The following is a 13348-nucleotide window of genomic DNA, read 5'->3' as shown; positions in this document are numbered from 1 at the left end:
GACAGCCATGTCCCTGCAGGACGAACTTGCATCGGTACAACGCCGGCTGGATGAACTGGGCCGGGCCGTGTCCAAGCTGGAGCAGCACGTCGGCGACAGCCTGGACATGAGGCGTGTCCGTGCCGACACCAAGCACCTCAGCGACGACCTCGCGCTGCTGCGCGACAGCGTCGGCACCACCCCGGCCGGGCAGAAGGCGCGGCAGGAGATGGTGACGATCCCGGATACGCCGTACGACCCCAGTCTCTGGTCCGGCGCGGAAGACGAAGGGCTGGGGGCGCCGGACCGCCGAGCGCCCTAGGAGTAGTCCTTGGCCACCGACACACAACCGCCCGCTCCACCGACACCACCCGCTCCACCCGCGCGCCACGGCGTCCTTTCCGCCGGGCGCGCGGCCATTCCGGCACGACATCTGCGCACCGACCGCTGGTGGCTGCAGCCGCTGCTCACCGCGCTCGGCCTGGGCGCCTTCGTCGTCTACTCGACGTGGCGGGCCTTCGCGAACGCGCACTACTACGCCGAGCCGTACGTCTCGCCGTTCTACTCGCCCTGCCTGGGCTCGAACTGCGTGGACATGCCGCTCGGCGCACGCTGGCCGCTGTTCGGCGACTGGTGGGGGCTGTCCCCCGCCCTGCTGGTGCTGATCTTCCCGCTGGGCTTCCGGCTGACCTGCTACTACTACCGCAAGGCGTACTACCGCGGCTTCTGGGCCTCGCCACCCGCCTGCGCGGTGGCCGAGCCGCACGAGAAGTACACCGGTGAGACGCGGTTCCCGCTGATCCTGCAGAACATCCACCGGTACTTCTTCTACTTCGCCATCCCGGTCGCGGGGATCCTGAGCTACGACGTCGTGCTCGCCTTCCGGGACGAGCACGGGGCGTGGGGCCACATGGGCCTCGGCACCCTGGTGCTGCTGGTGAACATCGCCCTGATCTGGGCGTACACCTTCTCGTGCCACTCCTGCCGGCACATCGTCGGCGGCCGGCTGCGGCACTTCTCCCGGCATCCGGTGCGCTACCGCATGTGGACCTGGGTGGGGAAGCTCAACTCCCGCCACATGCTGCTGGCCTGGCTGTCGCTGGTGAGCGTGGCGCTCGCCGATCTCTATGTCTACCTGGTCGCCAGTGGGGCGTTCGACGATCCGAGGTTCTTCTGATGGCACAAGTCGAACGGCACGCGTACGACGTCGTCGTGGTCGGCGCGGGCGGGGCGGGGCTGCGCGCCGCCATCGAGGCGCGCGAGCAGGGCATGCGCACCGCCGTGATCTGCAAGTCGCTCTTCGGCAAGGCGCACACGGTGATGGCCGAGGGCGGCATCGCCGCGAGCATGGCCAACGTCAATCCGCACGACAACTGGCAGGTCCACTTCCGCGACACCATGCGCGGGGGCAAGTTCCTCAACCAGTGGCGGATGGCGGAGCTGCACGCCCGCGAGGCACCGGACCGGGTGTGGGAGCTGGAGACCTGGGGCGCGCTCTTCGACCGCACGAAGGACGGGAAGATCTCCCAGCGCAACTTCGGCGGTCACGAGTACCCGCGCCTGGCGCACGTCGGCGACCGTACGGGCCTGGAGCTGATCCGCACCCTCCAGCAGAAGATCGTCTCGCTGCAGCAGGAGGACCACCGGGAGCACGGTGACTACGAGGCCCGGCTGAAGGTCTTCCAGGAGTGCACGGTCACCCGGGTGCTCAAGGACGGCGACCGCGTCTCCGGGATCTTCGGCTACGTCCGCGAGTCGGGGCGCTTCTTCGTCGTCGAGGCGCCGGCCGTGGTGCTGGCGACCGGCGGCATCGGCAAGTCCTTCAAGGTGACGTCGAACTCCTGGGAGTACACCGGCGACGGGCACGCACTGGCGCTGCTGGCCGGGGCGCCGCTGATCAACATGGAGTTCGTGCAGTTCCACCCGACGGGGATGGTCTGGCCGCCGTCGGTGAAGGGCATCCTCGTCACCGAGTCGGTGCGCGGCGACGGCGGGGTGCTGCGGAACTCCGAGGGCAAGCGGTTCATGTTCGACTACGTCCCCGACGTCTTCAAGGAGAAGTACGCGCAGAGCGAGGACGAGGGCGACCGCTGGTACGAGGACCCGGACAACAACCGCCGGCCGCCGGAACTGCTCCCCCGCGACGAGGTGGCCCGCGCCATCAACTCCGAGGTCAAGGCCGGCCGTGGTTCCCCGCACGGCGGGGTGTTCCTGGACGTGTCGACCCGGCTGCCCGCCGAGGTCATCCGGCGCAAGCTGCCCTCGATGCACCACCAGTTCAAGGAGCTGGCGGACGTCGACATCACCGCCGAGGCCATGGAGGTCGGCCCCACCTGCCACTACGTGATGGGCGGCGTGGACGTCGACCCGGACTCGGCGGCGGCGACCGGGGTGCCCGGGCTGTTCGCGGCCGGCGAGGTGGCCGGCGGCATGCACGGCTCCAACCGGCTGGGCGGCAACTCGCTCTCGGACCTGCTGGTCTTCGGGCGCCGGGCGGGCCTGCACGCGGCGCAGTACGCGGCCGGGACCGGCGGCACGCGTCCGGCCGTCGCGGAGTGGCAGGTCGACGCCGCCGCGGCGGAGGCGCTGCGGCCGTTCAGCGCGGAGGCCGGGGCCGTGCCGGACGGGGTCCCGGAGAACCCGTACACGCTCCACCAGGAACTGCAGCAGACCATGAACGACCTGGTCGGCATCATCCGCCGGCAGGGCGAGATGGAGGAGGCGCTGACCCGGCTGGACGCGCTGCGGGTACGGGCCCGGCGGGCCGGCGTCGAGGGGCACCGGCAGTTCAACCCGGGCTGGCACCTGGCCATCGACCTGCGGAACATGCTGCTGGTCAGCGAGTGCGTGGCCCGGGCGGCACTGGAGCGCACGGAGTCCCGGGGCGGCCACACCCGCGACGACCACCCGGAGATGGACCGCCGCTGGCGCAAGCTCAACCTGGTCTGCGAACTGGCCGAACCGGCGGACGCGTTCGGCGAGGTGTCGGTCACGCGGCGCGAGATGGACCCGATCCGGCCCGACCTGCTCGCGCTCTTCGAGAAGGACGAGTTGCTGAAGTACCTGACGGACGAGGAGCTGGACCGGTGAGCACGTACACGGCGCACTTCAGGGTCTGGCGTGGCGACGCGGACGGCGGCGGGCTGCAGGACTACCGGGTCGAGGTCCACGACGGCGAGGTGGTCCTCGACATCATCCACCGGCTGCAGGCGACCCAGGCGGGCGACCTGGCGGTGCGGTGGAACTGCAAGGCCGGCAAGTGCGGCTCGTGCAGTGCGGAGGTCAACGGCAGGCCGCGGCTGATGTGCATGACCCGCATGTCGGTGTTCGGCCGGGACGAGACCATCACGGTCACGCCGATGCGGACCTTCCCCGTGGTGCGGGACCTGGTGACGGACGTGTCCTTCAACTACGAGAAGGCGCGGGAGGTGCCGTCCTTCGTCCCGCCCGAGGGCGTGGCGCCGGGCGAGTACCGGATGCTCCAGGAGGACGTGGAGCGCTCGCAGGAGTTCCGCAAGTGCATCGAGTGCTTCCTGTGCCAGGACACCTGCCACGTGGTCCGTGACCACGAGGAGAACAAGAAGGCGTTCGCCGGTCCGCGCTTCCTGATGCGGGTGGCGGAGCTGGACATGCACCCGCTGGACGCGGCGGAGGAGCAGGGACTGGACCGCAAGCGGTCGGCCCAGGACGACCACGGGCTCGGCTACTGCAACATCACCAAGTGCTGCACCGAGGTCTGCCCCGAGCACATCAAGATCACCGACAATGCGCTCATCCCCCTCAAGGAGCGCGCGGTGGACCGCAAGTACGACCCGCTGGTCTGGCTCGGCAACAGGATCCGGCGCAGGAGCTGACCCCTGGGGTACTCCCCCGCGGTGGAGGCGCTGCTCAGAAGAGGCTGAGCAGCGCCTCTATCGTGTCCTCGCCCGTGCTGCCCTCGCCGTCCGAGGGCAGGTCCAGCTCGAACCAGACGGTCTTGCCGCGGTGGGTGCGACGGGAACCCCAGCGGGTGCTGAGCAGGGAGACCAGCTGCAGTCCGCGGCCGCCCTCGTCGGTGGCGCGGGCGCGTCGGCGGCGCGGCTGGGCGAGCGCGTCGTCCCAGACCTCGCAGACCAGGGTGCGGTCGCGCAGCAGGCGGAGCCGGATGTCGCCCTGACCGTGCCGCAGGGCGTTGGTGACCAGTTCGCTGACGAGCAGTTCGGTGGTGTCGACCAGCGCGGCCAGGCCCCAGGCGACCAGGCAGTCGCGGGCCAGCTCGCGGGCACGGGCCACCGAGCGGGGGTTGGGCTCCAGCGTCCAGTCGCCCACCGAATCCTCGGGCAGGCCGTGGACGCGCGCCATGAGCAGGGCGATGTCGTCCTCGCCGTGGGCGGTGTCGAGCCGGGCGAGTATGTGGTCGCAGACGTCCTCCAGCGGGCGCTGGGGTTCGTCGAGCGCGGCACGGAAGGCGCGCAGGCCCTCGTCGAGGGGGTGGTTGCGGGACTCGACGAGACCGTCGGTGTAGAGGGCCAGGAGGGCGCCGTCCGGCAGGTCGACCTCGACCTCCTCGAAGGGCTCCCCGCCGACGCCCAGCGGCATGCCGGTGGGCACCTCCAGCATCATCGCCTGCTCGCCGGGTTCGACCAGGACCGGCGGCAGGTGGCCGGCGTTGGCGATGGTGACCCGCCGGGTGATGGCGTCGTAGACGGCGTAGACGCAGGTGGCGAGGTAGACCTCGGACAGGTCCGAGCCGTCGGCCTCCTTGCCGCGCCGGTTGCTGCGGCCGTCACCGCTGCCCCCGAGGCCGCGGGCGACCTCGTCGAGGGCGGAGAGCACGTCGGCGGGCTCGATGTCCAGGAGCGCCAGGGTGCGTACGGCGGTGCGCAGCTCGCCCATGGCGACGGCGGCGCGCAGTCCGCGGCCCATGACGTCGCCCACGACGAGCGCGGTGCGGTGGCCGGGGAGCTCGATGACGTCGAACCAGTCGCCGCCGACCTCGGTCTCCATGTTGCCGGGCAGGTAGCGGCAGGCGATGTCGAGTCCGGCGGCCTCGGGGTTGCCGGGCGGGAGGAGGCTGCGCTGCAGGATGAGGGCACGTTCGTGCTCGCGCCGGTAGAGCCGGGCGTTGTCGATGAAGACGGCGGCGCGGGCGGCGAGTTCCTCGGCGAGCATCCGGTCGCGCTCGGAGAACGGTTCGCTGCCCTTGGCGCGGGCGAACTGGACCAGGCCCAGGACGGTGTCGCGGGCGACGACGGGCACGGCGAGGGTGGACTGCACCAGGCCCCCGCCGAGTTCGCCGAGCTCCACCTCCGGGTCGCCGCCGTCGGCGCCTATGACCTGGGTCTGGGCGGTGCGCAGGGCGCCCGCCCAGGGGGAGTTGAAGGGGTAGCGGTGGACGGCGCCCACGGAGACCGGGCCGCCCGTGTGGCCGCCGTCCAGGGGGGCGACGGGCGCGTCGGAGACGGCGCTGGCGAAGGCGACCCGGCGGACCTCGCCGCTGCCGTCCGCGGTGCCGACCGGGCCCTCCTCGCCGACCAGGAGCGCCTGGTAGAGGTCGACGGAGGCCAGGTCGCAGAAGTGCGGCACGGCGACGTCGAGCAGTTCGCGGGCGGTGGTCTCCAGGTCCAGGGAACTGCCGATGCGCCGGCTGGCCTCGTTGAGCAGGGCCAGGTTGCGCCGGGTGTGCGCGGCCTCCCGCTCGGCGCGCTGGCGTCCCGTGACGTCCTGGGCGAGGCCGGCGACGCCGATGGGGCGGCCGCTGCCGCTGTGCAGCCGGTACAGCGAGATCGCCCAGCGCCTGCGGTTGTTGGCCCCGGACCCCGAGGAGACGGTGCCGACGATCGTCATGTCCAGCACCGGGTCGCCGCTGTCGAGCACCTGCTTGAGCGCGGCGGTGAGCCGGTCCGCCTCGACGCGGGAGAGGAAGTCGTGCGGGGTGCGGCCCCGGTGGTCGCCGGGGCTGCGGCCGAAGACGGTGGCGAAGCGCTGGTTGACGCGGAGCAGCTTGAGGTTGGTGTCGAAGAGGATGAAGCCCATCGGCGACTGGCCGAACACCGCCTGCGAGGAGGCGAGATCGGTCTCGATCTGACGCAGGACGCGGACGTCCACGGCGATGCAGAGCGCCCCGCGCCTGCCGGTCTCGCTCCGCGAGGGCATGACGTAGACCTCGGCCAGGCCCTCCTGGCCGGCCTTGTCGCGGTACGGCACGGTGCCGATCCACTCGCGCCCGTCGAGGATCTCCGCGATACGCTCGTGCGCCCGGGTACGCCGGTCCTCGGGGACGAAGGCGGTGATCGGGTCCTGGCCCAGCGCCTCGGCGGCGGGTACGCCGAAGAACTCCTCGGCGCGCTCGCTCCACTGCTCGATCCGCCCGTCGGGGCCGAGGGAGAACGAGGCCACCCGGATGTAGTCGTAGAGGGAGCCGGGCGGACTGGACTGCCAGGCGCTCTGTGTCACGGCCTCAGGGTTCCGGGGCCCAACAACCCCCGACGGCTCATCGTTCACGCCCGACCCCTCCAGCTCACACATACGGACCGGCTGGTGCCGAGTATTCAGCATTACCCCCGTTCCGCACATGCACTTGTCGATCACAGCATCATCTCGAGGCGTACGAATTCCGCCGACGCCCCACTTCAACTACCCTGCTCCGGCCCGCCGAACCGTGCGTGACCGGTCATCCGCGCGGGCCGCCCGCGGCGGTCGCCGGGGCGGGGAGGGCGAGCTCGAACCAGACCGTCTTCCCCAGCGGTCCGTGCCGCGTGCCCCAGCGACGGGAGGTGTGGGCGACCAGTTGCAGCCCGCGGCCGCCCTCGTCCTCCTCGCCCGCGGAGCGCCGGCGGGGCGGGTCGGGCAGCGGGTCGGAGACCTCGACCAGCAGCGAGGTGCCGCGCACCATGCGCACGCCGATGGGTCCGCGGGCGTACCGCAGGGAGTTGGTGACCAGTTCGCTGACGAGCAGCACGGTGACGTCGGTGAGGTCGCGCAGCCCCCAGTCCCCGAGGGTCTCCCGTACCTGCCGCCGGGCACGGCGGACGGCGCTCGGCTCGGCCGCGAACGTCCAGTGGGCGGTGCTGCCCTCCGGGAGGCCGCCGAGGCGGGCCATGAGCAGGGCCACGTCGTCGGGTTCGCGGCCGCGGGCGAGGGTGGCCAGCAGGTCGTCGCAGGCCTCCTCCAGGGAGCGCAGCGGACGGCGGGCGAGCACCGACCGGAGCCGGTCCATGCCGATCCCGATGTCCTCGCCGCGCGCCTCGACCAGGCCGTCGGTGTAGAGCACGAGGACGGAGGAGTCGGGCACGTCGAGCTCGACCGGCTCGAAGTCCACGCCGCCGACGCCCAGCGGCACCCCGGCAGGGGAGTCCAGCAGCCGGGCCCGGCCGCCCCCGTGGGCGCCGGGCTCCACCAGGACCGGCGGCGGGTGCCCGGCGCGGGCCACGACGAGCCGCCGGGTGGAGGGGTCGTAGACGGCGTAGACGCAGGTCGCGGTCCAGCCCTCGGCGGTGCCCGCGGCCAGGTCGTCGCCGAGGTCGTCGACGCGGCGCAGCAGTTCCTCCGGCGCCATCTCCAGGGCGGCCAGGGTCCGTACGGCGGTGCGCAGCCGGCCCATCGTGGCGGCGGCGCGCAGCCCGTGGCCGATGACGTCCCCGACGACGAGCGCGACCCGGCCGCCGGCGAGCGGGATGACGTCGAACCAGTCGCCGCCCGCCGCCGCCCCGGTGCTGCCGGGGACGTAGCGGAAGGCGAGGTCGACGCCGGGCGGCTCGGGCACGCTCTGCGGCAGCAGGCTGCGCTGCAGCATCAGGGCGCCCTCGCGTTCGCGGATGTAGAGGCGGGCGTTGTCCAGGGCGGCGGCGGAGCGGTCGCACAGTTCCATGGCGAGGGCGACATCGTCGGCGTCGAAGGGCTCGCGCCCGCCGGCGCGGCTGACGACCAGCAGCCCGAGGACGATGCCGCGGGCCCGCAGCGGGGCGACCATCAGCGAGTGGATGCCGAGGTCCAGGGCGGCCTGCACCTTGGGGTCGCCCGGGAAGGTGGCGACGGTGTCGCGCAGTTCCTCCGCACTGCGCACCAGGGCCGGCCGCGCGCTGTGCAGCACGGAGCCGAAGACCGACGCCCGGTCGACCCGGATGACCTTGCCGATGCCGATCATCCGGTCGACCAGGGGGCCCTCCTTGGCCGCCCCGATGCCGAGCTGGCGCATCTCGGTGCGCTCCCCGTACGGGGCGCCGGGCAGTTCCCCGCCGTCCGGCACCGCCGCGTGCAGGATCACCCCGCTGTAGTCGCTGAACCGCGGCACGACGGTCCTGGCCAGTTCCTCGGCGATCCGCCGTACGTCCAGCAGGTCCGCCAGGCGTGAGCCGACGTCGTTGAGCAGCGCCAGCCGGCGCCGGGCCCGCTCGATCTTCTCGGCGCTCTGCTGGCGCTCCGTCACGTCCATCACGGTGCAGCTGATGCCCAGCACCCGGCCCGCCCGGTCCTCCAGCCGGTGGTACGACACCGAGCGCCACCCCCCGGCCGGTCCCGGCACCACGACGTCGATGACCGCGCGCCCGGTGGCCAGCACGTGCCGCTGGAGGGTGGCGAGCTCGTCGGCGGCCCCGGCGGCCACGATCTCCTCGACGCGGTGCCCGAGGGTGTCCTCGGCGGGGACGCCGTTCATCCGAGCCAGGGCCTCGTTGACACGGACGTAGCGCAGCTCGGTGTCGAAGATCGCGACGCCCAGGGGCGAGGAGCCGAAGAGCGAGTCCAGTGCCGCCAGGTCGTGCTCCATGCTGCGGATCCGGCTGGCCTCGGCGATCGACACCAGGACGAAGGGCCGGCCGTCGCCGTCCACGAGGAGCGAGGCGCGCGCCTCGACCTGCACCTGGTGGCCGTCGCGGTGCCGGACGGAGAGGATGCCCTCCCAGCGACCGGTGCGCAGCAGCTCGGCGAGGATGCGTTCGGCGGGACCGGGGCGGGGCACGGAGGCCGTCCGGCGGGCGGCGGGCGGTGTCCTCCACGGCCGGCCGTCCTCGCCCGGGCCGATCAGGGCGGAGACCCGGCGGCCCACGATGTGCTCGCCCGCCCAGCCGAGCATCTCCTCGGCGAGCGGGCTCCAGAGCAGGACGCGGCCGGAGGTGTCGAGCATGACCACGGCCAGCCGCAGGGTGTCCAGGAGCGTCCCCGAGGCGGTGGGCCCGCCCGGCACAGGTCCCGCGGGTCCGGGATGGAGACCGGCGTGGGCGCGCCCGTGCCCGGCCGGGGACTCGGGGGGTCCCGGGTCCTCGCCCTTGCCTGTGCCGTCCTCGCTCCCGCTCACGTGTGGGGACCCCAGACCATTGCAGGGCCGCCGGCTCAGGGCCGGCCGACCGTCGGCGGATCAATCCCCCCATACCCGATATTCCGCGCCGCATATCCGTCGTGGCGCGCCGTGGGGCGGTCCCGGGGGGCGGGTCGGTCAGCCCGGGGTGGGCCCCTGGACGGCCCGGGCCGCCGCCCAGGCGGCCGCGGGACGGTCCTGGTCGAGCCAGTCGACCTCGTCGAGACGGTCGGGGGTGAGCCAGCGCAGCTCGTCGTGGTCCTCCAGCGGCCGGGGCTCCCCGGACAGGATGCGGGCCGTCCACACCTGCAGGACGTAGCCGCGCCCCAGTGGCCATTCGCCGGGGACCCGCTCCAGCGCCTCGGCCTCCACACCCAGTTCCTCGCGCAGCTCACGGGTCAGCGCCTGCGGCGCCGTCTCCCCGGGTTCGAGCTTGCCGCCGGGCAGCTCCCACCGCCCCGCCAGCTCCGGCGGCGCACTGCGCCGCGCCGCGAGCAGCCTGCCCCGGTCGAGCACGGCCGCGCCGACCACCACCGTCACGTCGTGCGTCGTCATGGGCGGCACCCTATCCGTGGCGGCCGTCCGTGGCGGACGGGCTACGACGCGCGGCGGTCGATCCGCTCGATGAGGTAGAGCTGCTTGTGGCCGCGCGCGTCCAGGGTGTCGGCGACACGTTCGGCCTCCTGCCGGGTGGCGTAGCGGCCGACCCGGTATCGGTTGCCGTTGTCGTCCTGACGTATGACGACCCAGACCAGCTCGCTCATCGGATGTCCTCCAGGTGCGCCACGTTGGCCCGGTCGTCGTCCTCGCCGCTCGGGACGCCGGTGAACCAGGCGTCGAGGATCTCCTTGAGCAGGGGCTCGCTGGTCAGACGCAGGCTCAGGGCGAGGGCGTTGGCGTCGTTCCACTTGCGGGCGCCGTCCGCGGAGTAGGCGTCGACGCACAGGGCGGCACGGACGCCGGACACCTTGTTGGCGGCGATGGCGGCCCCCGTGCCCGTCCAGCAGCACACGACGGCCTGGTCGGCGCGGCCCTCCGCGAGGTCCCGGGCGGCGCTCTCCGCGCTCCACGCCCAGTCCCTGCGGTCGCCGGCGCGCAGGGCACCGTAGGCGATCACGGTGTGGCCGCGGCGGCGCAGTTCGTCGACGACCAGCCGCGCAACGGGCTCGTCCATGTCCGAGGAAACGGCGATGCGCATATGCCGGAGCCTACGCCCGAACGTGACGCGCCGGACACGTTCGGGCAGTATTCGACTCGATCGGGCCATGTTCGATTGGGAGTTGACTCAGAAGGGGCTCTTGTCCGCGCCTCCCGCGCATCGGCGCGCGCCCCGGCGCCGCCCTCCACGCCCCGCGCACCGCCGGCGCCCCGCGCCCACGCGGCCCACCAGCGGACTTGCGGACGCCGGCGCGGATGCGGCGCGCCCGGCCGCCGCCGCCCGGCGCCCGGGCGGCGTCACTTCACCGGCATCCGGTACGACACCCGGTAGCGGTCGGCCGGGATGACGATGTCCGCGGTCTCGACGGGGAGCCCGGAGGCGTAGTACGTCCGGTGGATCTCGATGACCACGTGACCGGGCACCCCGCCCAGCACCGCGGTCTCCTCGGCGAGTCCCGGCCGGGCGCCGACGTCCTCGGCCACGTTGTCGACCACGACGTCGAGCGCGGCCATGCGCTCCACCACGCCCTGGCCGGCCAGCGGGCCCTCCTCCGGCAGCAGGACGGGCGAGCGGCCGGTCACCGACAGCGGCTCCCAGGAGGTGGCCATCATCATCGGCTCGCCCTCCGTCCGGTAGAGGTAGCGCGTGCGCATCACGCGGTCGCCCGGCTTGATGCCGAGCCGCTCCGCGACGCGCGCGTTCGCCGCCTCCTGGAAGCTGTTCGACTCCCAGGTGCCCTTGAAGCCCTCGTCGGCCTGCTCCTGCCGGAACGGCGTCGCCTGGCCGTTGCCCGGCCGGTAGCCGGTGCGCACGACCAGCCGCGGGTCGGGACGTTCGCGCACGTACGTGCCCGAGCCGGACCGGCCCTCGACGAAGCCCTCGGCCATCAGCACCTTGCGGGCCTCCAGGGCGACGGTGTCCGACACCCCGTACTCCGCCCTGATGCGGGCCTGCGAGGGCAGGCGGGTGTGCGGAGGGAGGCTGCCGTCGAGGATCTTGCGGCGGAGATCCTCGGCGACGCGCAGGTACGCGGGCTGCTCACCGAAAGGCACGTGCCCCTCCCTCGGGTTGACTGTGTGCAACAGCTTGACAACTCAGGGTTGCCACCCGCAAGCCTTCCGCAAGGCTTTACCCGTGTCGCGTCACCCGGGCAGCAGATCGAAGGCCGCGAGCACCACCCGTGCGTGCTGCTCCGCCTGCTGGCGCACCGGGATCCAGCGGGCCCGGTGCGCGGTCTCGTACGCCTCGCACCAGTCCGCCACCAGCCCCTCCAGCAGTTCACGCACGGCCACCAGCGGGGTCGGCCCGTGGTCCACGGTACGGACCACCCGCAGCAGCATCGCGGCGGCGCGCAGCGGCAGTCGCTGCGCGTAGATCTCGACGCTGCTGACCCGGGCCCGGGTCATCGCGGGCAGCGGCGGCGCGGCCGCGGTGCGCAGGGCCGGGTCCCAGTCCGCGGCCAGCGCCGGGCCGACCGCGACGATCTCCCGCGCCGCGCGCAGCAACGGCCCGCCGTCCCCGGGCAGGTGCGGGCCCACCTCCCCGATGAGCCCGCCGACCAGCAGGCTGGCACGGCGCAGCGCCTCCCCCGCCGTGCGCAGCGCGCCGTCGGCACCCGGGTGCGGCGAGGTGTCGGCGGCGCGGTCGCACGCCCACATGGGCACCTCGGCGATCGCGGTGACCCCGCCGTACCGGTGGGCGTACGTCCAGGTCGAGTGGGAGGCGTCCTCGCGCGGGCCGCCGGGCGGCGGCAGCACGTACACCCCCGGGCCGGGGCTCGGCCAGTGGAAGGCGTCGGAGGAACCGGCCTCCAGGGGGATGTCGAACTCGGCGGCGGACTTGGCGATCCGCTCCGCGAGCCGCGGGATCTCCCGGGTCACCTGGATGAAGGTGCCGCCCACGTCGATGCCGTGCAGCGAGCACTGCAGCACCGGCCGCAGCTCGTCGATGACCCCGATCAGCGCGCGGGTCTCGGGCAGCGCGCCCTCCAGCGTGCCGTCGTCCGGCAGCCACTCGGGCTGCTCGGCGGCGCGCGGGCGGAAGAAGTGCCGGTAGTGGCCGAGCATGGTGAACCGGGCGTCGGGGACGGCCTCGTTGAGCCGGGCGCCGTCCGGGTCCGCGCAGAGCAGGAAGTGCCAGGCGGCGTCGGCCCCGTCCCGCAGCACGGGGTCGGCGGTGACCCGCCGGGCCAGCAGCAGCACGGTGGCACCACCGACCATCTCGTTGGCGTGCGGGCCGGCCACCACCAGGACGTTGCGCGATCCGTGCCCGACCGAGAGCAGCAGCAGCGGCTCCCCGGCCCGGGAGAGGCCCACCGTCCGCAGCCGGCAGACGTCGGGCCGGCGCAGCGCCAGGGCCCTGGCCGCCGCGGCGACCTCGTCCACGGTCGGGTAGCGCTCGCCGACAGCGGTCTCCCCCGGAGATGTCATGCAGCCCCCCGCATCGGTCCCTACGGTCAGGTTCGGATTGTTCCAATCCGTACGGAGCCGGGGCTAGAGCGCGTCGGGCGGCTGTCGGACCCGACACGGCGAAGGGGTACGGCTGCTGACGCAGCCGTACCCCATCTCCGCCCGGCGGGTGCCGGTGCGCGGTCAGTGCCGTCCGGCGGCCTGACGGCGACGGGTCGCGAGGACCACACCGCCACCGGCGGCCAGCAGCACGGCCGCGGCGGCCGAGATCATGCCCACGTTGCTGCTGCCGGTCTCGGCGAGGTCGCCCGAGCCGCCGTTGGGGGACTCGGAGGCCGCGGCCTCGACGGACTCGGACGCCGAGGCGGACGCCGAGGCCGAAGCCGACTCCGAGGCCGGGGCGGTGGCCGAGGGGGTGTCGGTCGCGGCGGGGGGGCGTTCCCGCGCCCGCGCCCGAGCTGGGTGTCGCCCCACCCAGGGGGCGGGGGAAGCCGCCCCCCTCTCTAATTACAAAAACAAATCACAGAA

At 73.4% G+C, this 13348-nt stretch carries 12 protein-coding genes; 4 read left to right on the top strand and 8 right to left on the bottom strand.

Features of this window, described 5'->3' with window-relative positions:
* Positions 1 to 7 precede the first annotated feature (7 nt).
* From PV350_RS18995 to PV350_RS18980, 4 genes are read left to right on the top strand one after another with little or no spacing between them, the layout of a single operon-like run.
* Positions 8 to 301: an Rv0250c family protein gene (locus PV350_RS18995; RefSeq protein WP_499513748.1), complete on the top strand. Its 294-nt coding sequence runs from the start codon at positions 8 to 10 to the stop codon at positions 299 to 301.
* A gap of 9 nt (positions 302 to 310) precedes the next feature.
* Positions 311 to 1156, top strand: coding sequence for a succinate dehydrogenase subunit SdhC (gene sdhC / locus PV350_RS18990; RefSeq protein ID WP_500335003.1), 846 nt, complete (start codon positions 311 to 313; stop codon positions 1154 to 1156).
* Complete coding sequence (locus tag PV350_RS18985; RefSeq protein ID WP_499513746.1) at positions 1156 to 3069, top strand: fumarate reductase/succinate dehydrogenase flavoprotein subunit; 1914 nt, start codon at positions 1156 to 1158, stop codon at positions 3067 to 3069. The genes sdhC and PV350_RS18985 overlap by 1 nt, the downstream gene beginning before the upstream one ends.
* Positions 3066 to 3833 carry a succinate dehydrogenase/fumarate reductase iron-sulfur subunit gene (locus PV350_RS18980; protein ID WP_500335001.1) on the top strand — a complete coding sequence of 256 codons (768 nt, stop codon included), beginning with the start codon at positions 3066 to 3068 and terminating at the stop codon, positions 3831 to 3833. Before PV350_RS18985 ends, PV350_RS18980 begins: the two co-directional genes overlap by 4 nt.
* A gap of 34 nt (positions 3834 to 3867) precedes the next feature.
* Here the strand turns inward: PV350_RS18980 and PV350_RS18975 are convergent, their stop codons facing one another.
* The 8 genes from PV350_RS18975 to PV350_RS18940 all read right to left on the bottom strand — a co-directional run bounded on the left by PV350_RS18975 (position 3868) and on the right by PV350_RS18940 (position 13294).
* On the bottom strand, positions 3868 to 6486 hold the full coding sequence (locus tag PV350_RS18975; RefSeq protein ID WP_499513744.1) for a SpoIIE family protein phosphatase: 2619 nt from the start codon (positions 6484 to 6486) through the stop codon (positions 3868 to 3870).
* A 145-nt stretch (positions 6487 to 6631) separates the two neighbouring features.
* Positions 6632 to 9253: a SpoIIE family protein phosphatase gene (locus PV350_RS18970; protein WP_499513743.1), complete on the bottom strand. Its 2622-nt coding sequence runs from the start codon at positions 9251 to 9253 to the stop codon at positions 6632 to 6634.
* A 138-nt stretch (positions 9254 to 9391) separates the two neighbouring features.
* The gene (locus PV350_RS18965; RefSeq protein ID WP_499513742.1) at positions 9392 to 9808 is read right to left on the bottom strand and encodes a (deoxy)nucleoside triphosphate pyrophosphohydrolase; all 417 of its coding nucleotides are present in this window, start codon (positions 9806 to 9808) and stop codon (positions 9392 to 9394) included.
* A 41-nt stretch (positions 9809 to 9849) separates the two neighbouring features.
* A complete protein-coding gene (locus PV350_RS18960) occupies positions 9850 to 10017 on the bottom strand; it encodes an SPOR domain-containing protein (RefSeq protein WP_361808082.1) in 168 nt (55 codons plus the stop codon).
* Positions 10014 to 10451, bottom strand: coding sequence for an RpiB/LacA/LacB family sugar-phosphate isomerase (locus PV350_RS18955; RefSeq protein WP_499513741.1), 438 nt, complete (start codon positions 10449 to 10451; stop codon positions 10014 to 10016). The genes PV350_RS18960 and PV350_RS18955 overlap by 4 nt, the downstream gene beginning before the upstream one ends.
* A 257-nt stretch (positions 10452 to 10708) precedes the next feature.
* Positions 10709 to 11464: a GntR family transcriptional regulator gene (locus PV350_RS18950; RefSeq protein WP_499513740.1), complete on the bottom strand. Its 756-nt coding sequence runs from the start codon at positions 11462 to 11464 to the stop codon at positions 10709 to 10711.
* Between the two features lie 90 nt (positions 11465 to 11554).
* The gene (locus PV350_RS18945) at positions 11555 to 12841 is read right to left on the bottom strand and encodes a M14 family zinc carboxypeptidase (RefSeq protein WP_499513739.1); all 1287 of its coding nucleotides are present in this window, start codon (positions 12839 to 12841) and stop codon (positions 11555 to 11557) included.
* 162 nt (positions 12842 to 13003) lie between these two features.
* On the bottom strand, positions 13004 to 13294 hold the full coding sequence (locus PV350_RS18940; protein WP_500334997.1) for an LAETG motif-containing sortase-dependent surface protein: 291 nt from the start codon (positions 13292 to 13294) through the stop codon (positions 13004 to 13006).
* Positions 13295 to 13348: the final 54 nt, after the last annotated feature.

The sequence above is a fragment of the Streptomyces sp. PA03-6a genome, from assembly GCF_033792765.1.
Classification (GTDB): Bacteria; Actinomycetota; Actinomycetes; order Streptomycetales; family Streptomycetaceae; genus Actinacidiphila.
Note: the sequence above shows the minus strand (reverse complement) of the source record. Positions and strands in the feature narration are given on the sequence as shown.

Excerpts from the sequence above, each read along its gene's own strand:
- PV350_RS18985 (WP_499513746.1), top strand. The coding sequence starts at position 1,156 with ATGGCACAAGTCGAACGGCACGCGTACGACGTCGTCGTGGTCGGCGCG.
- PV350_RS18955 (WP_499513741.1), bottom strand. The coding sequence starts at position 10,451 with ATGCGCATCGCCGTTTCCTCGGACATGGACGAGCCCGTTGCGCGGCTG.
- PV350_RS18975 (WP_499513744.1), bottom strand. The coding sequence starts at position 6,486 with ATGTGTGAGCTGGAGGGGTCGGGCGTGAACGATGAGCCGTCGGGGGTT.
- PV350_RS18965 (WP_499513742.1), bottom strand. The coding sequence starts at position 9,808 with ATGACGACGCACGACGTGACGGTGGTGGTCGGCGCGGCCGTGCTCGAC.
- PV350_RS18945 (WP_499513739.1), bottom strand. The coding sequence starts at position 12,841 with ATGACATCTCCGGGGGAGACCGCTGTCGGCGAGCGCTACCCGACCGTG.
- PV350_RS18960 (WP_361808082.1), bottom strand. The coding sequence starts at position 10,017 with ATGAGCGAGCTGGTCTGGGTCGTCATACGTCAGGACGACAACGGCAAC.
- PV350_RS18995 (WP_499513748.1), top strand. The coding sequence starts at position 8 with ATGTCCCTGCAGGACGAACTTGCATCGGTACAACGCCGGCTGGATGAA.